Source organism: Streptomyces sp. NPDC017890 (assembly GCF_044328675.1).
Taxonomy (GTDB): Bacteria; Actinomycetota; Actinomycetes; order Streptomycetales; family Streptomycetaceae; genus Streptomyces.
In genome coordinates, this window is sequence record NZ_JBIRHU010000009.1 from 149,535 (window position 1) to 170,185 (window position 20,651).

Below are 20,651 nucleotides of genomic sequence, written 5' to 3' on the forward strand. Positions count from 1 at the left end.
TACCCGTAGTACCTGAGAGCTACCCCGCAGGTGAGTTCCCTGGCGGGACGCGGGTTACCCGGCGCGATTCATAACTTCCCATACAGACACGCCCGATGGACGGGCGAGCTGGAGGGGAGGGGCCATGGTGCCCGGGACGGCGGTACGTTGGCGGCGGCGCGTGGGCAGATGGCGTCGCACCGCCCTCGCCGCGCTCATCTGCGGTGCGGTGGTCCTCCCTCTCTCCGGGGCCGCGCGCCCCGAGACCCCCGCTCCGGCCCCCGCCGTGCTAGCCGCCCCGACGGCCGGCACGCTGGACGAGGCGTACGCCGCCAACCGGGCCAACGCCGCCGAGGCATCCCGGATGGCCGCCGCCCACGGCGACCGGCACCGCGCGGCGGCGGACCGTTCGATGGCCGACCCGTCCCGGCACCTGCTCGCCTTCGACGGCCAGGGTGCCGGACTGGCCACGGAGGTCTTCGGCGACCTGGCCCACGCCGACCGCGTCGCCGTTCTCGTCCCCGGTTCCGACACGAGCCTCGACACGTACGACCGGTTCCGTGCCGCCGCGCTTGCCCTGCACCGGCAGCTCGCCGCCGAGGCGCCCGAGGGCACCCGCACGGCGGTCGTGGCCTGGCTGGGCTACGAGACGCCGGACACCGTCAGCACCACGGTCGCCACCACCGGCCGCGCCGACCGGGCCGCCCCGAAGCTGCGCTCCCTGGTCGACGACCTGCGCGGCATCACGGGCCCCGACACCCTCCTCACCCTGCTCTGCCACTCGTACGGCTCGGTCGTCTGCGCCCGCGCCGCCGACGGTCTGGACGTCACCGACATAGCCCTGGTCGGCAGCCCCGGCACCGGTGCCGACTCCGCCGCGGGCCTGCGCACGAGCGCCCGGATCTGGGCGGCGCGGGGCGCCGACGACTGGGTGGAGCACGTGCCGCACCTCAGCGCCGACCTCTTCGGCACCACCGTCGGCTTCGGCACCGACCCGGTCTCCCCGGACTTCGGCGCCCGGGTCTTCGCGGCCGGCGACGGCGGTCACAGCGACTACTTCGACACCGGCTCCGTCTCCCTGACGAACCTGGCCCGGATCGCCCTGGGCGAGACCACGGAGGTGACCCATGACTGACGCGACCCGACGGACGCGACCGAGCCCTCCGCACGGCGCGCGGGACCGGGGGCGCGGTGCCGCCGACCGGAAGGGGCCGCGCCGCACAGCTCCCGGGCAGGAGCCGCGCCGTGCCGCACCCGGGCAGGGGCCGCGCCGCGCAGCTCCCGGGCAGGAGCCGCGCCGTGCCGCACCCGGGCAGGGGCCGCGCCGCGCAGCACCCGTGCAGGAGCTGCGCCGTGCCGCCGCCCGGATCGACGCCGCCACCCCTGCGGACCGGGACCGGGCCGTCGATGCGCTGCGGGCCTTCGCCATCCTCGGTGTGGTCCTCGGCCACTGGCTGGTGACGGCCCTGGTCGCCGACGGCGGCAGCCTGCGCGCGGCCAGTCCACTGCGGGACATGCCCTGGCTGTCCCCGATCTCCTGGGTCTTCCAGACCCTCGCCGTGTTCTTCCTGGTCGGCGGCCATGTGGCCACCCGGGGTTACGCGTCGGCCCGGGCCCGTGGCACGTCCTACGGCGGCTGGCTGTCCGCCCGGATGTCCCGGCTGTTCCGCCCGGTCGCGGCCGTCCTCGGTCTGTGGACGGTGACGGCGGCGCTGCTGCTCCTGACGGGCGCGGAGTTCGTGACCGTCCACACCCTGGTGAAGCTGGCCCTGTCCCCGCTGTGGTTCCTCCTCGTCTTCGCCGCGCTGACCGCGGCGACTCCGCTTGTGACCCGGCTGCACCCGCTGTGGCCGCTGGTCGTCGTCCTCCACGTGGACCTGCTGCGGTTCGGATTCGGTGCTCCCTCCTGGCTCGGCTGGGTCAACCTCGCCGCCGGCTGGCTGGTCCCCTACACCCTCGGCGCCGCGTGGGCCCGCGGCGACCTGGACCATCGCCGCGCGGGCTGGGTCCTGTGCACCGGCGGCGCGGTGGCGACCGCGGCCCTCGTCTCCTGGGCGGGCTATCCGGCGTCGATGGTCGGCGTCCCCGGTGCCGGAATATCGAACCTCAACCCGCCGACGCTGGCCGCGGTCACCTTCGGCCTGGCGCAGTGCGGCCTCGCGCTGCTGCTGCGCGAGCGGCTGCGCCGCGCGATGCGGCGGCCAGTGGCGTGGGCGGCGGTCGCTCTGGTCAACCTCTCCGCGATGACGATCTTCCTGTGGCACCAGACCGCGTTGATGGCGACCACGGCCACGGCCCTTCTCGTGGGCCCCCTGCCCGGCCTGCACACGCTCCCCGACGGCCTGGGCTGGGTCGCGGCGCGGCTCGTCTGGCTCCCGGCGTTCACGCTGGTCCTGGCAGGCTGCTGGGCCGCCTTTCGCTCCTGCGAGCGCGGTGGCGGCCGGCGCCGCTCCCGGGTCGTCCGGAGGCATCGCCCACCGGGCCGAACGAGAGCGACGGGTGCACGCCGTGTCTAGAGTGGGCCGTGTCCAGCGAAGGGGGATCCGGCAGATGACCAGGGGCGGCCCGGTCAAGCGCGCGCTGCGGGTGCTGCACGACGACCTGTGGACCTGGCGGGCGGATCCACTGCCACCGTTGGTGCGGCTGCGCCGGTTGCCGCACGGGGTCGTCTGCCTGGCAGCCTTGGGTGTGCTGCTCGGTGACGCGGCGCAGCTCAGGGACAACGGCGGGGTCGACCCGGGGTTCGCCTTCCTGATCGCCCTCGGCCAGGCCGGCGCGATGGTGCTCGCGCTGTGGCGGCCCATCCCGGCGTGGTGGCTGTCGATGGCGGCCATGCTGGTGGGGGCCTTTGCCGTGCGGGCCGAGATGGTCGTGGGTGGCGGCCCGGTCCCCCAGCCAGAACCCGGTGTGTTCGTCCCGGGCGGTGAGCGGTTCACCTGGCCCTGGTCGGTCGCCGGGATCATCGCGCACCTGTTCGTCCTGCTGCTGCTCGCCCTGCGGGTCCGGACCCGGGTGGCTGTGGAGGCGCTGGCCCTGACCGCGCTCGTCACCTTCGTCGTGCAGGGCCCGGTGGGCGCGCGTGACTACCAGCCGACCGGCCAGCTCGCCGTCATCCTCTTCGCGGTCTTCGTGGTGCTCGGCACCGCCCTGCGCGGACGCCGCGAGGCCCGCGCGGAGCTGAAGCAGCAGACCACGCTGACCGCCGAGGAGAGAGCCCGGCGCACCCTGCTGGAGGAGCGTGGCCGCATCGCGCGCGAGCTGCACGACGTGGTCGCCCACCACATGTCGGTGATCTCCATCCAGGCCCAGGTCGCCCCCCTCCTCGTCGAGGACCCGTCGGACGAGCTGAAGGAGAACCTCGCGGGCATCCGGCAGAACGCGCTGGAGGCCCTCACCGAGCTGCGCCGGGTACTGGGCGTGCTGCGCTCCGAGCACCCCGACGCGCCGGAGACGCCCGACGGGAGCGACGCCACCCCGCACGCCCCGCAGCCCACCCTCGACCGGCTCGACGCGCTGGTGGAGAACATCCGGGCCGCCGGACTGACCGTCACCACCGAGACGAGCGGTACGCGCAGACCCCTGCCGCCCGGTGTGGAGCTGTCGGCGTACAGGATCGTGCAGGAGGCCCTGAGCAACGTCCTGCGGCACGCGCCCGGCGCGACCGCCCGGGTCCACCTCACGCACCTTCCGATCGGGCTGCGCGTGGACGTCTCCAACACCCGGCCGAAGCGGGCCCCGGCACCGTCGGACGGGGCGGGGCACGGCCTGCTCGGCATGCGGGAGCGGGTGGCGATGCTCGACGGCACCCTGACGGTGCAGCCTCTGCCGGACGGCGGTTACCAGGTAGCCGCGTTCCTGCCGGCCGACGGCCCCGACCATCCGGCCCAGGACTCCGCCCCCGACCACCCCGCCCACGACTCCGTAGCCGACCATCCGTGCGACGACTCCGCTCCCGACTCCACCGAGGACGACACCAGATGACGACCAGCAGCAACGGCCGCGTGATCCGCGTGCTGATCGCCGACGACCAGCAGATGGTCCGGCAGGGCTTCACCGTGCTGCTCAACACCCAGCCCGACATCGAGGTGATCGGGCAGGCGGTGGACGGCCTGGACGCCGTGGCCAAGGTCGCCGAGCTGGCCCCGGACGTCGTCCTGATGGACATCCGCATGCCGGAGCTGGGCGGCATCGAGGCCACCCGCCGCATCACCGGGGCGACCCCGGAGATCAGAGTGCTGGTGCTGACCACCTTCGACCTCGACGAGTACGTGTACGAGGCGCTGCGGGCCGGTGCGTCCGGGTTCCTGCTGAAGGACGCGTCCGCCGACCAGCTCGCCGAGGCGGTCCGGGTCGTGGCGGCCGGTGACGCGCTTCTCGCACCGGGCATCACGCGGCGGTTGATCACCGAGTTCTCCCGGCTGGACGACCGGCCGCGCGGCCCGCTGAAGGCGCGCGTCGGAGAGCTGACCGAGCGGGAGACCGAGGTGCTCGCCCTGATCGCGCAGGGCCTGTCGAACGCGGAGATCGCCCAGCGGCTGGTGGTCGCCGAGCAGACGGTGAAGACCCACGTGGGCCGGATCCTGGTGAAACTCGGCCTCAGGGACCGGACGCAAGCGGCGGTGTTCGCGTACGAGTCGGGGCTGGTGCGGCCCTCCGGGTACTGAGCGGGGTGGGCCCGTAGTACTTGAGACGGATACCGAAGAACCCCTCTCGCTGGTGACGACCGCGGTACTTGGCGACGCCTACCGTTGCGAACGTGACCGAGACGACCCAGATGCGGACAGCCCCTTCCGGGGATGGCGAGCGGAGCCCCGAGTTCCGGCTGGCCATGGATGTTCTGAGCGGGCTGCGCCAGGACCTGTTCAACGACGCCTTCACCTATCGTCCGCTGCCGCTCATGGCGACGGACGGCCCGCTGACCCGTCGGCTCCCCGGCAGGCTGCGGTCGCGCGCCGCCCGCCTGCCGCACGCGGTGGTGGTGGCTCTCACCGTGATCGCGTTCTTCGGCGGTTCCGTCGCCGCGGGTTCCCTGGACGGGCCGGTGGCTCTGCTGAGCGGGCTGGTGTGCGCGGCACCGGTGCTGGCCACGCTGGTCCGGCCGGTCGGCGCCTTCTGGATGTCGATGGCGGCGACACCACTGGGCGCGTTGCTCGACGGCAGCCTGGGGGAGTGGCCGTGGCAGCCCGGCGTCTTCATCTGCCACCTGACGGTGCTGGTGATCGTGGCGATACGCACCCGGCCCCGCACGGCCGCGTGGATGTGGGCCCTCACCGCCGCCTACGCCTTCCTCGTCGAGACCGTGATCGGCGACGGCGAGTACAACACCTCCGCGCCCATGCTGCTGCTCTCCGCCCTGGCCCTGCTGATGGTCGCGGTCCGGCACGTGCGCCGCGAGGCGCGGCAGGAGGTGACGGCCCAGCAGACGGTCACCGCGCACGAGCGGTCCCGGCGCACCCTGCTGGAGGAGCGCACCACCATCGCCCGGGAACTGCACGACGTGGTCGCCCACCACATGTCGGTGGTCGCCATCCAGGCGGAGGCGGCGCCCTACCGGGTGGCGAATCCGCCGGAGGAGCTGGAGCGGGCCTTCGCCACCATCCGGGAGAACGCGGTGGCGGCGCTGACCGAGTTGCGCCGCGTACTCGGTGTCGTCCGCGCCGAGGACTACGAGGCGCCGGACGCCCCGCAGCCCACGCTCGCCGATCTGGACGCGCTGCTCGCCAACGTCCGTGACGCAGGCCTGGGCGTGGAGAAGGCGGTGACCGGCGCGGTGCGCGAGCTGCCGCCGGGTGTGGAGCTGTCGGCGTACAGGATCGTGCAGGAGGCGCTGAGCAACTCCCTGCGGCACGCGCCCGGCGCGACCGCCCGCGTCGAGGTCTCCTACGTCCTGGGCGGCCTGGGCCTTCGTGTCGTGAACGGTTCGATGCCCCAGCCCTCCCTGGTCAAGCCATCGCCGGGCGCCGGTCACGGCATTACCGGAATGCGCGAGCGCGTCTCTATGCTCAACGGGGAGATGACGGCGGGCCCCACCGACGACGGGGGCTACGAGGTGGCGGTGTTCCTGCCGGTCGCCGCGCAGACCGAAGGTGAAGCATGACGATCCGCGTACTGATCGCCGACGACCAGATGATGGTGCGCGAGGGCTTCTCGGTCCTGTTGAACGCGATGCCGGACATCGAGGTCGCGGGAGAGGCGGTCAACGGGCGGGAGGCGGTCGCGAAGGTCCGCGAGCTGGCCCCCGACGTCGTCCTCATGGACATCCGCATGCCGGAGCTGAACGGTATCGAGGCGACACGGGAGATCGTCGCGGCGGACGGCGCGGCGAAGGTGTTGGTCCTCACCACCTTCGACCTCGACGAGTACGTGTACCAGGCGCTGCGCGCGGGCGCCTCCGGCTTCCTCCTCAAGGACGCCTCCGCCCGCCGGCTCGCCGACGGTGTGCGGGTCGTGGCCGCCGGCGAGGCCCTCCTCGCCCCCTCGGTCACCAAGCGCCTGATCACCGAGTTCTCGAAGCTGTCCGACGGCCCGCGCCTGATGTCCCCGGCGCAGGGCGCGTACGGCGACCTGACCGAGCGGGAGACGGAGGTCCTGGTCCTCATCGCACAGGGCCTGTCCAACTCGGAGATAGCCGAGCGCCTGGTGGTCGCCGAGTCGACGATCAAGACCCACGTCAGCCGCATCCTGGTGAAGCTGGGCCTGCGCGACCGCACCCAGGCGGCGGTCTTCGCCTACGAGGCCCGGCTGGTGACGCCGGGCTGAGGGGCACCGAGCTCGCACCACACGTACTCGCCCCGGTTGCCGAGCCGGGAGAGCGGCTGCCCGCCCCACACGTCGGAGCAGGGCCGAGGGCGTCAGGAGGCACCCCCGGCCGGGGGCGCGTGAGCAAGGAGGGCGGTCTCCGCCGCGGGGTGTGAGGCGACGGCCCCGCGGCGGACACGGCGGACACGGCGGACGTGGCGGACAGCAGGGGTCAGTGCTTGCGGGCCGCCGCCTTCAAGGTGTGCCGCAGGGCGTGGAAGGCGGGCTTGGGGGCGAAGTCGTCGGTCATGACCGTCGCGGAGCCCTCGCCCTCGAAGAACACCGGCACCCACGAGTACTTGTCGGTGAAGCCCCAGATGGTGAACGAGTTGCAGTCCTCGACGGCCAGGCACGCCGACAGGGCCCGCTGGTAGTAGTCGGCCTGCTGCTTCTCCTGCGCGGCGGTGGGCACACCACCGGCCGGCAGGTCCATCCGTACGTCCAGTTCGGTGACGGCGGTTTCCAGACCCAGCGCGTCGAAGCGCTCCAGGTTCGTCTCCAGGTCGCCCGGGAAGCCGTACCGCGTGCTCAGGTGGGCCTGCACGGAGAAGCCGTGCACCGGCACGCCCTGCTGGAGCAGGTCCTGGGTGAGGGCGTAGTAGGCGTCGCTCTTGGCGTTGACGCTCTCGACGCCGTAGTCGTTGAAGAACAGCTTCGCCTCCGGGTCGGCCTCGTGCACCCAGCGGAAGGCGTCCGCGACGACGCCCGGGCCGAGCTCGCGGATCCAGATGTTGTCCTGCGTGCGGAGCTTGCCCTGGTCGTCGAAGATCTCGTTGGCCACGTCCCACTGCTGGATCTGTCCGGCGTAGCGGCCGACGACGGTGGTGATGTGCTCGCGCAGGATCGCGCGCAGTTCCGCGTCGGTGAAGTCGCCCTGTTCCAGCCACTGCGGGTTCTGGCTGTGCCACAGCAGCGTGTGGCCGCGTACGACCTGGCGGTTGCGCTCGGCGAACTCGACGATGGCGTCCGCCGCCGCGAAGTCGTACCGGTCGCGCTCCGGGTGGATGAACTCCCACTTCATCTGGTTCTCGGGGGACACCGAGCTGAACTGGCGCGCGAGGACCTTCCGGTACTTCTTGTCCGAGGTGAACGGGTCCGGGTAGTCCTGCTCCAGGTGGTGGCCGCCGCCCGCCACGGCGGTGCCCACGTGGAAGCCGTCGGGGGCGGCCTCGCGCAGCCGGTCGGACTTGCCGTGGGAGTGGTGCGGTGCGGCGGGCCGGCCGGACGCGGGGTCGGCCGTGGCGGAACCCGCCGCGAGGGGCAGCGTCAGGGCGGCGGTGACGAGAGCCACGGTGGCGAAACGAACGGATCTCATGCGGGGAGTCTCATTCCGTCGTACGTCGAAAGTTTCGGAAGGCGTTCCGAAACATTGGTGAAGGAAGCTAAGGCTCCAGCAGCGCGAGGTCAAGACCCGTGCACGCGGGCGGGCGGGACTCTGGGCACAGGGCCGGTCGAGGTCTTACTGTCCGTCCATGACGGCCGCATCCGACCTCGCCTTCGACCCGTGGGACCCGGCGTTCGTCGCCGACCCGTACCCCGCCTTCGCCGAGCTGCGGGCCCGGGGGCGCGTGCTCTACTACGAGCCGAGCGACCAGTGGCTGGTCCCGCACCACGCGGACGTGTCGGCGCTGTTGCGCGACCGCCGGCTGGGCCGGACGTACCGGCCCCGTTTCACGCACGAGGAGTTCGGCCGTACCGCGCCCCCGCCGGAGCAGGAGCCGTTCCACACGCTCAACGACCACGGGATGCTGGACCTGGAACCGCCGGACCACACCCGTATCCGGCGTCTGGTCTCGAAGGCGTTCACGCCGCGCAGGGTGGAGCGGCTGAAGCCGTACGTGCACGGGCTGGCGGACGACCTGGTGTCCCGGCTGGTGGCGGCGGGCGGCGGCGACCTGCTGCGGGACGTGGCCGAACCGCTCCCGGTCGCCGTGATCGCCGAGATGCTGGGCATCCCGGAGTCCGACCGGGCACCGCTGCGCCCCTGGTCGGCGGCGATCTGCGGCATGTACGAGCTGAACCCGTCCGAGGAGACGGCGGCGAAGGCGGTCCGCGCGTCGCTCGACTTCTCGGAGTACCTGCGCGGACTGATCGCCGCCCGCCGCGAGGAGCCCGGCGACGACCTGATCTCGGGGCTGATCGCGGCGCACGACGAGGACGACGACCGGCTCACCGAGCAGGAGATGATCTCGACCTGCGTGCTGCTCCTGAACGCCGGTCACGAGGCCACGGTGAACGCCACCACCAACGGCTGGCTGGCCCTCTTCCGCAACCCGGAGCAGCTGGCGGCCCTGCGCGCCGACCACTCCCTCGTGCCGTCCGCCGTCGAGGAGCTGATGCGCTACGACACCCCGCTCCAGCTCTTCGAACGCTGGGTGCTGGACGAGATCGAGATCGACGGGACGACCGTCCCGCGCGGCGCGGAGGTGGCGATGCTGTTCGGCTCCGCCAACCACGACCCGGCGGTCTTCACCGCCCCGGACCGCCTCGACCTCACCCGCCGCGACAACCCCCACATCTCCTTCAGTGCCGGCGTCCACTACTGCATCGGCGCCCCGCTGGCCCGTATCGAGCTGGCGGCGTCCATGACGTCCCTGCTGGTGAAGGCCCCGGCGCTGCGCCTGGCGACGGAGCCGGAACGAAGGCCGAACTTCGTGATGCGCGGGCTGGCGGAGCTACGCGTGGAGGTCTGAGCGCCGGCGCCGTCCCAGCAGCCAGGCGCCCAGCGCCCAGACCGCGGCCGGTGCGACGGCTCCGGAGAGGAAGACGAAGGGCAGTTCGGTGTAGAGGACGCCGAGGTCCATGCCGTTGTTCTCGAACCCGTTGCCCAAGTGCCGCTGGGTACGGCCCGACATCCCCCAGGCGAGCACAGCCCCCGCGGCTCCCACCGCCGACACCAGACACCCACCGCACGTCACCGCGTCACGCCGTCCCATGGTCATCAGGACGCACCCGGGTCCTGCCTGGTTTCGCGGCGCCGCCGTCCGGGCCCGCCTCACGCGTGAGGCGGGCCGTCCAGGAGGGTCGTCCCGTACCGGGTCAGCCTGTCCGCGTGGTCCGTGTCGTGACGCGCGTCGGCGGGGCCGGCCGGCTCACCGCCCCGAGGCGTTCAGTTGACCGTTCGTTCAGACATCGCTCGCGCTGAGACGCCCGCGCACGCATGAAGCCGGTGCCGATCGGCTTGTTCCGGGCTGCTCTCCCGGTCTCCCGACTCGCTACGACACGTCACCTCACCTCACGTCCCGTCGCCGCAACCCCACCAGTCCCACCCCCACCAGCACTACGGCGATCGACGTGAGAACCAGCACCGGCGCCCAGCTCATCTCCCCGCCCGGCAGCTTCGGCAGATGCCCGTACGGCGACACGTCCAGCACGCGCTGCGGCACGTCCAGCGCCGGCCCGACCCACCCGAGCAACAGCACCGCCCCCGCGACGCCCCACGCGGCCACCGTGCCCCGCGGCAGCACCCCGTGCAGCAGCACCGCCGCCCCGCCGATCACCCACACCGCCGGCAACTGCACCAGACACGCGCCCAGGATCGCCCCGGCGTCCCGGCCGTACCCGAGGGCGAAACCCAGACCGGCGAGCAGCATGACGAGCGCCGCGCCGCCGAAGGCGATCACCAGGTGTCCCGCGGCCCACCGCAGCCGCCCCACCGCGCCCGCGAGCACCGGCTCCGCCCGCCCGGACGTCTCCTCGCCGTGCAGTCGCAGCACCGATGCCACCACGTACAGCGCGGCGATCAGCCCGAGCATGCCGACCATCGCCGACACGAACGCGTCGGTCAGCCCGGCCTGCCCGCCCATCCGCTCGATGATGTCGCGGGCCTGCTCGTTGTCCCCGACCAGGTCGGCCGCGCCCTCGGTCATCGCGCCGTAGACGATCCCGGCGAGGAGGAAGCCGACGCTCCAGCCGAGCAGGTTCCCGCGCTGCAGGCGCCAGGCCAGCGCACCGGCCGTACGCAGGCGTCCGGCGGCCGGTCCCGGCCGGGTCGGCAGGAAGCTCATGCCGAGGTCCCGGCGGTCGGCCAGCCCGTAGGCCACCGCGCCCTGCACCACCGCGGCGCCGGCGATCAGCGGCAGCACCCACCACCGTTCGGCGGCGAAGGCCCGCAGGTTCTCCAGCCAGCCCAGCGGCGACAGCCACGTCAGTACGGACGAGCCGTCGACGGTCGCCGAGTCGCCCGCCGCGCGCAGCACGAACGCCCCGCCCAGCACCGCCGCCGTCAGCCCCCGGGCCGCCCGCGCGCTCTCCGTCAGCTGGGCGGCGATCGCCGCCATGGTGGCGAAGAGCATCCCGACGCCCGCGATCCCGAGCCCGAGGGCCACCGCGCCGGCCGCCCCCTGCCCGGCCAGTCCCGCGGTCACCAGCAGCGCCAGGACGCCGTTGGCGACCGCCGCCGTGAGCAGGGCCGCGGTCAGCGGGGCCCGGCGGCCGACCATCCCGGAGGCGACCATCTCCTGGCGGCCGCTCTCCTCCTCGTCGCGGGTGTGCCGTACGACGATCAGCAGGCTCATCACGGCGGCGAGCGCGGCGGCGTACACACCGACGCGCCAGGCCGTGAGCGCGCCGATGCCGTCGTCGAAGACGGGGCCGACCATCGCGCGCAGCGAGGAGTTCGTATCCAACTGCCGTATCAGGTCGGCGCGTTCGGCGTCGGTGCCGTACAGGCCCTTGATGGTGCCGGGCATGGAGAGGACCATCAGCGCGTTCACCGCGATCCACACCGGGATCATCACCCGGTCGCGGCGCAGGGCGAAGCGCAGCAGCGTGCCGGTGCCGGCGAGTCGGCGCGTGCCGCCGGTCCGCACCCCGAAGGACGCCGCGGCGGTCATCGGGCCGTCACCCCGCCGGTGGCCTCCGTGGCCTCCGTCGCCTCCGTGGCCTCGACGGCCTCGGCTGCCTGGTAGTGCCGCATGAACAGCTCCTCCAGCGTCGGCGGTGTCGACGTCAGCGACCGCACGCCCGACTCGCTCAGCGACCTGAGTACGGCGTCCAGCTTGTCGGTGTCGACCTGGAGCCGGACCCGCCGGCCCCGGACGTCGAGGTCGTGCACGCCCGGCAGCCGCGCCAGCCCGCCCGGGGCGCCCGCGAGTTCGGCGCTCACGCTGGTCCGCGTCAGGTGGCGCAGGTCGGCGAGCGAGCCGCTCTCGACGGTCCGGCCCTTGCGGATGATGCTGACCCGGTCGCACAACTCCTCGACCTCGCCGAGGATGTGTGAGGAGAGCAGGATCGTCCGCCCCCGCTCGCGCTCCTCGGCCACGCACCTCTGGAAGACCTCCTCCATCAGCGGGTCCAGCCCGGAGGTCGGCTCGTCGAGGATCAGCAGGTCGACGTCGGAGGCGAAGGCGGCCACCAGGGCCACCTTCTGCCGGTTGCCCTTGGAGTAGGTCCGGCCCTTCTTGGTCGGGTCGAGTTCGAACCGCCCGACCAGTTCCGCCCGCCGCCGGGTGTTCAGCCCTCCCCGCAGCCGGCCGTAGAGGTCGATGACCTCGCCGCCGGAGAGGTTGCGCCACAGGGTCACGTCGCCGGGGACGTACGCGATCCGGCGGTGCGCCTCCACCGCGTCCGCCCACGGGTCGCGGCCGAGTACCTGAGCCGCGCCCGAGTCTGCGCGCAGCAGGCCGAGCAGGACGCGGATGGTGGTGGACTTCCCGGCGCCGTTGGGGCCGAGGAAGCCGTGGACCTCGCCGGTCTCGACCTCCAGGTCGAGACCGTCCAGCGCGTGCGTCCGGCCGAACGACTTGTGGAGTCCGGAGACGCTGATTGCCTTCGTCATGATTTCGAAAGTACGCTTCCTTCATAAATTTGTGAAGTTAAGGAAGCGTCAGGATATGAGGCATGATCGAAGGATGAGCGAAGCAGCGCGTCCGGTGGAACGGGATCGGGACCCCGAGGCGGTGTCCAGGTTCGTCGAGGGCTTCGCCGCCCAGCTCGTCGAGGCCGGAATGCAGCGCATGCCGGCCCGGGTCTTCGCCGCGCTGCTGGCCTCCGACTCGGGCTCCCTGACCTCCGCGGAACTGGGCGGGCAGCTCCGGGTCAGCCCCGCCGCCGTCTCCGGCGCCGTGCGCCACCTCGCCCAGCAGCACATGGTCTCGCGCGAGCGGGAGCCGGGCTCACGCCGCGAGCGGTACCGGGTGCACAGCGACCAGTGGTACGAGGCGCTCACCAACCGCGAGGCCGTCCTCAAGCGGTGGGAGGGCGCGCTGCGCGAGGGCGTCGACAGCCTCGGCGCCGAGAGCCCGGCGGGGCGCCGCATGGCCGAGACGCTCGCCTTCTTCGAGTTCGTCGACGTGGAGATCGCCGCAATGATGGAGCGCTGGCGGGTGCACCGGGAGGAGCGGTTCAGGAGGGGCTGAGGGGGAGACCGGGAATCGGGCCACGCTCTGCGCGTGCGACCGGCTACGCCGAGTTGCCTGACACGACGCCCCCTACCCCGCCGGCAACGTCAGCCCCCACGCCCCTTCCCGCACCGTCCACGTCCGCGTCCCCACCGGCCCCGACACCACAGCGTCGGCCCGGTACCGGAAGTGCGCCCCCGACACGGTCACCGTCCGTCCGCTCGCCGTCAGCGGCGACGCCTCCGCGCCCACCGACAGCGGCCGCACCTCCACCACGGCCACCCCGCCGGCGCCCGGCATCACCGACACCGCCTCGACCGGCTGGTCCAGGTCGACCAGCGTCACCCCGTCGACCTCCACCCGCAGCCGCACCGGACCGGCCGCCCCCAAAGGCGCCGTCATCCGGGCCGGCCGCGAGGACGCCAGCGTCCGTACGAGGGACTGGCAGGTCCGCAGCCAGGGACGGGCCGGCGCTCCCTGCCCCGGCGGCCCGCCCTCGTGCGCCGGGGCCGGCGGGATCTCCACCGTCCCCAGCACCACGCCGTCGCTGTCGTCGACGAGCAGGTCGAGGCGGTGTTCCGCCCCGTCCAGCACCGCCCGGGCCGCCGCCACCGCGCCCGACGGCAGGCCGAGCGCCCGGGTGAGACCCAGCGCCGACCCCACCGGCACCACCGACAGCGCGCAGTCCGCCAGCTCCCGCTGCCGGTGAAGCAGGCCCACGGCACGCAGCAGCGCACGGTCGTCACCGATCAGGACGGGCCGCCTCGAACCCCTTCGCCGCAGCGCCCGGGCGAACTCCTCCGGACTGTCCGGCAGACACACCTTCGTACTCGCCGCACCCGCGCTGAGCACGTCTTTCGCGATCCGGACGGACTCTCCGTCCGTCCGCCGGGCGACCGGATCGACGACCACCAGGAGCTGATCGGGCAGCGCGGAAGATGTTCCGGAAGATGTCGCGGAAGTCGCCACCTCGGCCATGCCTCACTTCCTCGGGTAGCATCTTTGTGCAAGAGCCCCTTGCGCTATTGCGCCAGGGGCTTCGTCTATTCCGGGGCATCCGGTCCGACGGTGGCGGCCAACGACGGTCGCGGTGTATGTGGCGGAAACCCACCGCATACGCCCTCGACCATGGACATGCCCCGCCCGGAAGGGGTGTACGCGCGTGCCCGCACTTGTGCTGCTCGGTGCTCAGTGGGGTGACGAAGGCAAGGGAAAGGCGACGGACCTGCTCGGTGGTTCCGTCGACTATGTGGTGCGCTACCAGGGCGGCAACAACGCCGGCCACACGGTAGTCGTGGGTGACCAGAAGTACGCCCTCCACCTGCTCCCTTCCGGAATCCTGTCTCCCGGCTGTACGCCGGTCATCGGTAACGGTGTCGTAGTCGACCCGTCGGTCCTGTTCTCCGAGCTGAGCGGGCTGAACGAGCGCGGCGTCGACACGTCCAAGCTCCTGATCAGCGGAAACGCGCACATCATCACGCCGTACAACGTGACCGTCGACAAGGTGACGGAACGCTTCCTCGGCAAGCGCAAGATCGGCACCACCGGCCGAGGCATCGGCCCGACCTACGCCGACAAGATCAACCGTGTGGGCATCCGCGTCCAGGACCTCTACGACGAGTCGATCCTCACCCAGAAGGTCGAGGCGGCGCTCGACGCCAAGAACCAGATGCTCACCAAGCTCTACAACCGCCGGGCGATCGCCACGGGCCAGGTCGTCGAGGAGCTGCTGGGTTACGCGGACAAGCTCCGCCCGTACGTCGCCGACACCGTCCTGGTCCTCAACCAGGCCCTCGACGACGACAAGGTGGTCCTCTTCGAGGGCGGCCAGGGCACGCTGCTCGACATCGACCACGGCACGTACCCCTTCGTCACCTCGTCGAACCCGACCGCGGGCGGCGCCTGCACCGGCGCCGGCGTCGGCCCGACGAAGATCAGCCGGGTCATCGGCATCCTCAAGGCGTACACGACCCGTGTCGGCGCCGGTCCGTTCCCGACCGAGCTGTTCGACGAGGACGGCGAGGCGCTGCGCCGCATCGGCGGCGAGCGGGGCGTGACCACGGGCCGCGACCGCCGCTGCGGCTGGTTCGACGCGGTGATCGCCCGTTACGCGACCCGGGTCAACGGCCTCACCGACTTCTTCCTCACCAAGCTCGACGTCCTGACCGGCTGGGAGCAGATTCCGGTCTGCGTGGCGTACGAGATCGACGGCAAGCGCGTCGAGGAGCTGCCGTACTCGCAGTCCGACTTCCACCACGCGAAGCCGGTCTACGAGATGCTGCCGGGCTGGAGCGAGGACATCAGCAAGGCGAAGTCCTTCTCCGAGCTGCCGAAGAACGCCCAGGCGTACGTCAAGGCGCTGGAGGAGATGTCCGGCGCCCCGATCTCCGCGATCGGCGTCGGCCCGGGCCGGGACGAGACGATCGAGATCAACTCGTTCCTGTAGGAAGCGAAGCGCGGACGACGACAACCGATGGCCGGGGCCCCGAGCGGGGCCCCGGCCGTCGGCGTCCGGTGGCCGGATACGCTGACAGAGGCCAGCAGCGGACGGACAGCGCGGAGCGAGCGGAACATGCGGATCGGTAACCCCCTGCCCGTCGGCCTGCGCAGGAAGCCCACCACCCGGGTGTGGATCTGGCTGACCGTCGCGGTCGTCGCCGTGACAGGCGCGCTCCTCTTCGTCGACAGCCACCGCGTCTCCGCCGCCCCGCACGCCGACGACCCCAGGTGCGACGAGGTGGTCTCCCGGCTCCCGGACGGCATACCGGGCGCGTCGCGCGACTGGACCCTCGGCGACGGCGTCGCCTCCTGGGGTGGCCAGAAAGCGGTGTTCCGCTGCGGCGCCGAGGAACTCATGCCGAACATCAACCTCTGCGTCACGGCCGACGGCGTCGACTGGGTCCTGGACGAGGAGCGGCTGGAGCGCGACGGCGTGAGTGTCCTGCGGACGTACGGGCGCTCACCGGCCGTGGAGTTCACGTACTCCGGCCCGCGCGAGGAGGTGGGCGGCATCCTCTCCGCGCTGGACCCCGCCGTGAAGTGGATCCCGCAGAAGCGCAAGTGCGTCGGATTGGCCGACGCCACCGTTCTCTAGGGCGCCGAGCCGCGGGGATGGTTCACTGGGACCCCCGGGTGGATCCCGGCCCGATGGAAGGCCCCAAGGACGCGGAAGGAAGCCGTACGGTGCCCGGACGATCCCCTGACGTGATGGCACGGTGGTTCGAGCAGGACCGGCCCCGGCTGCGGGCGGTCGCGTACCGGATCCTCGGCTCGCTCGGCGAGGCCGACGACGCCCTCCAGGACGCCTGGCTGCGCGCCGACCGCGCGGACACCTCCGACGTGGAGAACCCCTCCGGCTGGCTCACCACGGTCGTGGCCCGGGTCTGCCTCAACATGCTCCGCGCCCGGGACACGCGCCGAGAGGAGCCGCTGGACGCCACGGCGGACCGGCCACCGGCCGCCGCCGTCGGCGTGCCCGGCGGCACGTCCGCCGCCGATCCGGAGGAGGAGGCACAGCTCGCCGACTCCGTCGGTACGGCGCTGCTGATCGTCCTGGACACCCTGGGCCCCGCCGAGCGGCTCGCGTTCGTCCTGCACGACATGTTCGACGTGCCCTTCGACGACATCGCCGCGATGCTCGACAAGACGCCCGCGGCCACCCGTCAGCTGGCCAGCCGCGCCCGCCGCCGGGTCCGGGGCGTCCCCGCGCCCGACGCGGACCTGGCACGCCGGCGCCGCGCGGTCGACGCGTACCTGGCGGCCACGCGCGGCGGCGACTTCGACGCGCTGGTCTCCCTGCTCCACCCGGACGTCGTCCTGAGCGCCGACGCGGCGGTCGTCCCGACGCCCGCGCCCATCACCGTCAGCGGAGTGGCGCAGGTGGCCAGGGGAGCGATGGCCTCGATGGGCCGTGCCGGGTCCGCCGGTGTCGTCCTGGTCGACGGCAGGGTGGGCATGGCGATGATCTCGAGGGGCCGACTGCGCGTGGTGCTCCGCTTCACCTTCGCGGACGACGGTCTCATCACCGGCATCGACGTGATCGCGGAGCCGGAACGCCTGAGCGAACTGGACATCACGGGCATAGGCTGAGGCTGTACACGTCGCGTCGGCAGAAGAGGGTGAGTGCGATGCGCGTGCTGCTCAAGGCGACGCTGGACACGGAGAAGTCGAACGAGGCTGTCCGCAGCGGGAAGCTGCCCGAGCTGATCAGCCGGATGCTCGACCAGGTCGAGCCGGAGGCGGCCTACTTCGGCCCCCTCGGTGGCCGGCGGACGGCCCTGATGGTCTTCGACATGCGGGACAGCTCCGAGCTGCCGCCCATCGGTGAGCCGTTCTTCACCGAGCTGAACGCCGAGGTGGAGCTGTCCCCGATCATGAACGCGGACGACCTGCGCAAGGGCCTCTCCGGGCTCGGCTGACCGGCAGCCGGTCAGCCGGTGAGCCGGTCAGCTGAATACGATCATCGACCCCTGCGCCAGGCTCCGCGTGGCCGCCGCGTGCAGCCCCAGCCACACATGGCGCTCCCGGGCGAAGGGACTTGAGTCGTACGGCGCGGGGGGCGCGGCCGGCTCCTCCAGCTCCGTCGGGCCGAGCGGCGGCTGCGGCGGCGGCGGAGGGTTGGCCGGATCGATACCGAGGGCCGGGCCGACTGCCTCCAGTTCCCGCAGCAGGGCGTGAGAGGAGCCCAACGGGCCGCCGCCCGCGAGGAGTTCGTCGTTCGCGAGCGGGTGCGGGAAGTCGACGGGGACGTAGGCGCCCGCGTGGTCGTAGTGCCAGACCAGGTGCGACTGCTGGGCCGTCGCCTCGAACATCTCCAGCAACTGCTCGTAGTCGCCGCCGAGTTCGTCCACCGGCGTCACCGGCAGCCCGCACACCTGGAGCAGGTACGCCCGGCGCAGGAAGTGCAGGGCGTCGTAGTCGAACCCGGCCACCGGGGCGACCTCGCCGGAGAGTCCCGGCATGTACTGGTACACCGGCACCGGCGGCAGCCCGGCCTCGGCGAGCACCTTGTCGTATTGCGCGAGTTCCTCGGCGAACGGGTTGTCCGGCGTGTGGCACAAGACATCGACGAGCGGTACCAGCCACAGGTCACAGGCCAAAAGAGGGCTCCTCACACAGCACGGTGGTCAGCGAAGCGAAGCGTAGTCGGTGCGTAGTCGGTGCGTGTTGCGTGCAGGTCCCATACCCATCTGGGGCCGGACCACGACACCCCGGCCGTTGGTCATCCCGGTCGTCGCCGGCCTCTCGGTCGTCCCGGTCGTTCCCGGTCGGTCCCGGTAGTCCCCCCGGCCGCCCCCGGGTCACTGCCGGGCGAGTCGCTCGATGAGGGCGAGCGAGTGGGCGTTGTACGCGTCGACGTGCGAGCGCGCGCCCGGGGCGTCGCCGCGGGCGAGGGCGTCGACCAGTTCGGTGTGTCCGCACCACAGGGCGCCGCGCAGATCGCTGAGCCGGCGCAGGTGCTGCACCGTGCACACCCAGCTCTGCACGCGCAGCCGGTGCAGGAAGTCGGAGAGGTGGCGGTTGCCGAACAGCGTGGCCAGCTCGCGCCAGAACCGCAGGTCGTAGCCGATGAGGACGGGCAGGTCGCCGGCGGCGGCGGCACGCTGTGCCTCCTCGCCGCGTCGCCGGACCCCGGCGAGGGCGGCGGTGATCCGCGGGTCGTCGGGGTCCGGGCCGCCCCGGCGGCCGTCGATGAGGACGAGGAACATCCCGTCGGTGACGAGACCGCGGGCCTCGATCATGCCGCGGAAGTCGTCGACCGAGTACTCGTGCACGCGGAAGCCGCGGTGGTGGTCGGCGTCGAGGAGCCCCTGCGCGGACAGGTCGACCAGGGCCTCGCGCACGGGCGTCGCGGACACCCCGTACTGCTCGGCTATCTCCTTGACCGTGAACTCCTGCCCCGGCTGCAGCCGCCCGGCCAGCACCTCGTCGCGGAGCGCGTCGGCGATCTGCTGTCGCAGGGTGCTGCGCGTGACGGCACCGGTGCCGCTGGGGCCGGGCATGGTCGGGCGTCTCCTCGTCGCGTTCGGGGTGTGAGTGTGCTCGTACGCGTGTCCACTGCGTACGAGCACGCCACCTTACGCGCTCGGGTCCCTCCCCTGCCCGGATGCGGGCACGTTCTTACTCGGTGTACTCGTCCGCCACGGACAGTGCCGTGTCCAGGGCCGCCAGGCCCTCCTTCAGCTCGGCCTCGGAGATGTTGCACGGCGGCACGACGTGGGTCCGGTTCATGTTCACGAACGGCCACACGCCGTGGGCCTTGGCGCAGGCGGCGAAGGCGTTCATCGGGGTGGCGGCCTGCCCGGTCGCGTTGTAGGGGACCAGCGGTTCCCGGGTCTCCCGGTTCTTCACCAGTTCCAGCGCCCAGAACATGCCGGTACCGCGCACGTCGCCCACGCTCGGGTGGCGTTCGGCCAGTTCCCGCAGCGCGGGCTCGACGACCTCGGCACCGAGCCGCGCGGCGTGTTCGACGATGCCCTCCTCCGCCATCACGTTGATCGTGGCGACGGCGGCGGCGCAGGCCAGCGGGTGCCCGGAGTAGGTCAGTCCGCCGGGGTAGGGGCGCTCGGCGAAGGTCTCGGCGATCCGGGCGGAGATCGCGACGCCGCCCAGCGGGACGTAGCCCGAGTTCACGCCCTTGGCGAAGGTCATCAGGTCGGGCACGACGTCGTACAGGTCGGCCGCGAACCACGTGCCGGTCCGCCCGAAGCCGGCCATGACCTCGTCGAGCACGAACACGATGCCGTACTTGTCGCAGATCTCGCGGACCCCGGCCAGGTAACCGGCCGGCGGCGTCATGATCCCCGCCGTGCCCGGGATCGTCTCCAGGATGATCGCGGCGACGGTGCCCGGCCCCTCGAAGGCGATCGTCGTCTCCAGGTGCTCCAGCGCCCGGGCGCACTCCTGCTCCTCGGTCTCGGCGTAGAAGCGCGAGCGGTACAGGAAGGGCGCCCAGAAGTGCACGGCGCCGGCCGTGCCGCTGTCGGAGGCCCAGCGGCGCGGGTCGCCGGTGAGGTTGACCGCCTGCTGGGTGCCGCCGTGGTACGAGCGGTACGCCGACAGCACCTTCGGCCGCCCGGTGTGCAGCCGCGCCATGCGGACGGCGTGCTCGACGGCGTCCGCGCCGCCGTTGGTGAAGAAGATCTTGTCCAGGTCGCCGGGCGTCCGCTCGGCGATCAGCCGCGCCGCCTCCGAGCGCGCCTCGACGGCGAACGCGGGCGCGAAGGTCGTCATCCGTGCCGCCTGCTCCTGGATCGCGGCGACGACCTTGGGGTGCTGGTAGCCGATGTTGGTGTAGACGAGCCCGCTGGCGAGGTCGAGGTAGCGCTTGCCTTCGTAGTCCCAGAAGTACGACCCCTCGGCGCCGGCGACGGCGAGCGGGTCGATGAGCTCCTGTGCGGACCAGGAGTGGAAGACGTGCGCGCGGTCCGCGGCCTTCACGGCGGCGCCGGCCTGGGGGTTGGGCTGAGGGGTCATGCGGCCGAGGGTAGATGTCCGCGATGCGGAAACGGAATCGGCGTCCTGTCTGCGGTC

At 72.4% G+C, this 20,651-nt stretch carries 20 protein-coding genes; 12 read left to right on the top strand and 8 right to left on the bottom strand.

The features are described from left to right. The first annotated feature begins 124 nt into the window (after window positions 1-124). The 6 genes from ACH4F2_RS14195 (at window position 125) to ACH4F2_RS14220 (ending at window position 6,738) form a co-directional block, all read left to right on the top strand. Window positions 125-1,114 (top strand): alpha/beta hydrolase, encoded by a 990-nt coding sequence (locus ACH4F2_RS14195; RefSeq protein WP_398132985.1) that lies wholly within the window; start codon window positions 125-127, stop codon window positions 1,112-1,114. 211 nt (window positions 1,115-1,325) lie between these two features. Continuing rightward, entirely contained in the window at window positions 1,326-2,495 is a 1,170-nt protein-coding gene (locus tag ACH4F2_RS14200) for an acyltransferase (protein WP_398133091.1), read from the top strand. Window positions 2,496-2,529: 34 nt separating this feature from the next. Beyond that, on the top strand, window positions 2,530-3,960 hold the full coding sequence (locus ACH4F2_RS14205; RefSeq protein ID WP_398132986.1) for a sensor histidine kinase: 1,431 nt from the start codon (window positions 2,530-2,532) through the stop codon (window positions 3,958-3,960). Continuing rightward, window positions 3,957-4,643 carry a response regulator gene (locus tag ACH4F2_RS14210; RefSeq protein ID WP_398132987.1) on the top strand — a complete coding sequence of 229 codons (687 nt, stop codon included), beginning with the start codon at window positions 3,957-3,959 and terminating at the stop codon, window positions 4,641-4,643. The genes ACH4F2_RS14205 and ACH4F2_RS14210 overlap by 4 nt, the downstream gene beginning before the upstream one ends. A gap of 92 nt (window positions 4,644-4,735) precedes the next feature. Continuing rightward, window positions 4,736-6,076, top strand: a complete 1,341-nt coding sequence (locus ACH4F2_RS14215) for a sensor histidine kinase (protein ID WP_398132988.1) — start codon at window positions 4,736-4,738, stop codon at window positions 6,074-6,076. Next, window positions 6,073-6,738 carry a response regulator gene (locus ACH4F2_RS14220; RefSeq protein WP_398132989.1) on the top strand — a complete coding sequence of 222 codons (666 nt, stop codon included), beginning with the start codon at window positions 6,073-6,075 and terminating at the stop codon, window positions 6,736-6,738. Before ACH4F2_RS14215 ends, ACH4F2_RS14220 begins: the two co-directional genes overlap by 4 nt. A 211-nt stretch (window positions 6,739-6,949) precedes the next feature. On the opposite strand, the gene ACH4F2_RS14225 is transcribed toward ACH4F2_RS14220, so the two are convergent. Continuing rightward, entirely contained in the window at window positions 6,950-8,092 is a 1,143-nt protein-coding gene (locus tag ACH4F2_RS14225; protein ID WP_398132990.1) for an endo-1,4-beta-xylanase, read from the bottom strand. A gap of 157 nt (window positions 8,093-8,249) precedes the next feature. Between ACH4F2_RS14225 and ACH4F2_RS14230 the strand changes: the two genes are divergently transcribed. Further along, complete coding sequence (locus tag ACH4F2_RS14230) at window positions 8,250-9,470, top strand: cytochrome P450 (RefSeq protein WP_398132991.1); 1,221 nt, start codon at window positions 8,250-8,252, stop codon at window positions 9,468-9,470. On the opposite strand, the gene ACH4F2_RS14235 is transcribed toward ACH4F2_RS14230, so the two are convergent. The 3 genes from ACH4F2_RS14235 to ACH4F2_RS14245 form a co-directional block, all read right to left on the bottom strand. Next, the gene (locus tag ACH4F2_RS14235) at window positions 9,453-9,719 is read right to left on the bottom strand and encodes a hypothetical protein (protein WP_398132992.1); all 267 of its coding nucleotides are present in this window, start codon (window positions 9,717-9,719) and stop codon (window positions 9,453-9,455) included. The two genes, ACH4F2_RS14230 and ACH4F2_RS14235, sit on opposite strands and share 18 nt — an antisense overlap. Before the next feature lie 288 nt (window positions 9,720-10,007). Beyond that, the gene (locus tag ACH4F2_RS14240) at window positions 10,008-11,612 is read right to left on the bottom strand and encodes an ABC transporter permease (RefSeq protein ID WP_398132993.1); all 1,605 of its coding nucleotides are present in this window, start codon (window positions 11,610-11,612) and stop codon (window positions 10,008-10,010) included. Then, window positions 11,609-12,556: an ATP-binding cassette domain-containing protein gene (locus ACH4F2_RS14245; protein ID WP_398132994.1), complete on the bottom strand. Its 948-nt coding sequence runs from the start codon at window positions 12,554-12,556 to the stop codon at window positions 11,609-11,611. The genes ACH4F2_RS14240 and ACH4F2_RS14245 overlap by 4 nt, the downstream gene beginning before the upstream one ends. Window positions 12,557-12,629: 73 nt before the next feature. Here ACH4F2_RS14245 and ACH4F2_RS14250 point away from each other — a divergent pair, with 73 nt between their 5' ends. Next, the gene (locus tag ACH4F2_RS14250) at window positions 12,630-13,136 is read left to right on the top strand and encodes a GbsR/MarR family transcriptional regulator (RefSeq protein ID WP_398132995.1); all 507 of its coding nucleotides are present in this window, start codon (window positions 12,630-12,632) and stop codon (window positions 13,134-13,136) included. A gap of 72 nt (window positions 13,137-13,208) precedes the next feature. Here ACH4F2_RS14250 and ACH4F2_RS14255 read toward each other — a convergent pair whose 3' ends face one another. After that, window positions 13,209-14,096, bottom strand: a complete 888-nt coding sequence (locus ACH4F2_RS14255) for a diacylglycerol kinase (protein ID WP_398132996.1) — start codon at window positions 14,094-14,096, stop codon at window positions 13,209-13,211. Between the two features lie 184 nt (window positions 14,097-14,280). Here ACH4F2_RS14255 and ACH4F2_RS14260 point away from each other — a divergent pair, with 184 nt between their 5' ends. The 4 genes from ACH4F2_RS14260 to ACH4F2_RS14275 all read left to right on the top strand — a co-directional run bounded on the left by ACH4F2_RS14260 (window position 14,281) and on the right by ACH4F2_RS14275 (window position 17,536). Beyond that, complete coding sequence (locus ACH4F2_RS14260) at window positions 14,281-15,564, top strand: adenylosuccinate synthase (protein ID WP_398132997.1); 1,284 nt, start codon at window positions 14,281-14,283, stop codon at window positions 15,562-15,564. Between the two features lie 126 nt (window positions 15,565-15,690). Then, window positions 15,691-16,212: a DUF3515 family protein gene (locus ACH4F2_RS14265; protein WP_398132998.1), complete on the top strand. Its 522-nt coding sequence runs from the start codon at window positions 15,691-15,693 to the stop codon at window positions 16,210-16,212. A gap of 113 nt (window positions 16,213-16,325) precedes the next feature. Then, entirely contained in the window at window positions 16,326-17,207 is an 882-nt protein-coding gene (locus tag ACH4F2_RS14270) for a sigma-70 family RNA polymerase sigma factor (protein WP_398133092.1), read from the top strand. A 38-nt stretch (window positions 17,208-17,245) separates the two neighbouring features. Next, on the top strand, window positions 17,246-17,536 hold the full coding sequence (locus ACH4F2_RS14275; RefSeq protein ID WP_398132999.1) for a hypothetical protein: 291 nt from the start codon (window positions 17,246-17,248) through the stop codon (window positions 17,534-17,536). A 27-nt stretch (window positions 17,537-17,563) separates the two neighbouring features. On the opposite strand, the gene ACH4F2_RS14280 is transcribed toward ACH4F2_RS14275, so the two are convergent. The 3 genes from ACH4F2_RS14280 to ACH4F2_RS14290 all read right to left on the bottom strand — a co-directional run bounded on the left by ACH4F2_RS14280 (window position 17,564) and on the right by ACH4F2_RS14290 (window position 20,594). Then, window positions 17,564-18,217 (bottom strand): hypothetical protein, encoded by a 654-nt coding sequence (locus ACH4F2_RS14280; protein ID WP_398133000.1) that lies wholly within the window; start codon window positions 18,215-18,217, stop codon window positions 17,564-17,566. Between the two features lie 201 nt (window positions 18,218-18,418). Then, on the bottom strand, window positions 18,419-19,120 hold the full coding sequence (locus ACH4F2_RS14285) for a GntR family transcriptional regulator (RefSeq protein ID WP_398133001.1): 702 nt from the start codon (window positions 19,118-19,120) through the stop codon (window positions 18,419-18,421). A 118-nt stretch (window positions 19,121-19,238) separates the two neighbouring features. Continuing rightward, a complete protein-coding gene (locus ACH4F2_RS14290; RefSeq protein ID WP_398133002.1) occupies window positions 19,239-20,594 on the bottom strand; it encodes an aspartate aminotransferase family protein in 1,356 nt (451 codons plus the stop codon). Between the last annotated feature and the right edge of the window lie 57 nt (window positions 20,595-20,651).

Bases quoted from the DNA above. Each gene is read 5' to 3' on its own strand.
- ACH4F2_RS14195 (WP_398132985.1), top strand. From the start codon at position 125: ATGGTGCCCGGGACGGCGGTACGTTGGCGGCGGCGCGTGGGCAGATGG.
- ACH4F2_RS14235 (WP_398132992.1), bottom strand. From the start codon at position 9,719: ATGACCATGGGACGGCGTGACGCGGTGACGTGCGGTGGGTGTCTGGTG.
- ACH4F2_RS14265 (WP_398132998.1), top strand. From the start codon at position 15,691: ATGCGGATCGGTAACCCCCTGCCCGTCGGCCTGCGCAGGAAGCCCACC.
- ACH4F2_RS14205 (WP_398132986.1), top strand. From the start codon at position 2,530: ATGACCAGGGGCGGCCCGGTCAAGCGCGCGCTGCGGGTGCTGCACGAC.
- ACH4F2_RS14275 (WP_398132999.1), top strand. From the start codon at position 17,246: ATGCGCGTGCTGCTCAAGGCGACGCTGGACACGGAGAAGTCGAACGAG.
- ACH4F2_RS14245 (WP_398132994.1), bottom strand. From the start codon at position 12,556: ATGACGAAGGCAATCAGCGTCTCCGGACTCCACAAGTCGTTCGGCCGG.
- ACH4F2_RS14230 (WP_398132991.1), top strand. From the start codon at position 8,250: ATGACGGCCGCATCCGACCTCGCCTTCGACCCGTGGGACCCGGCGTTC.
- ACH4F2_RS14290 (WP_398133002.1), bottom strand. From the start codon at position 20,594: ATGACCCCTCAGCCCAACCCCCAGGCCGGCGCCGCCGTGAAGGCCGCG.
- ACH4F2_RS14225 (WP_398132990.1), bottom strand. From the start codon at position 8,092: ATGAGATCCGTTCGTTTCGCCACCGTGGCTCTCGTCACCGCCGCCCTG.
- ACH4F2_RS14255 (WP_398132996.1), bottom strand. From the start codon at position 14,096: ATGGCCGAGGTGGCGACTTCCGCGACATCTTCCGGAACATCTTCCGCG.
- ACH4F2_RS14210 (WP_398132987.1), top strand. From the start codon at position 3,957: ATGACGACCAGCAGCAACGGCCGCGTGATCCGCGTGCTGATCGCCGAC.
- ACH4F2_RS14285 (WP_398133001.1), bottom strand. From the start codon at position 19,120: ATGCCCGGCCCCAGCGGCACCGGTGCCGTCACGCGCAGCACCCTGCGA.
- ACH4F2_RS14270 (WP_398133092.1), top strand. From the start codon at position 16,326: ATGGCACGGTGGTTCGAGCAGGACCGGCCCCGGCTGCGGGCGGTCGCG.
- ACH4F2_RS14220 (WP_398132989.1), top strand. From the start codon at position 6,073: ATGACGATCCGCGTACTGATCGCCGACGACCAGATGATGGTGCGCGAG.
- ACH4F2_RS14240 (WP_398132993.1), bottom strand. From the start codon at position 11,612: ATGACCGCCGCGGCGTCCTTCGGGGTGCGGACCGGCGGCACGCGCCGA.
- ACH4F2_RS14250 (WP_398132995.1), top strand. From the start codon at position 12,630: ATGAGCGAAGCAGCGCGTCCGGTGGAACGGGATCGGGACCCCGAGGCG.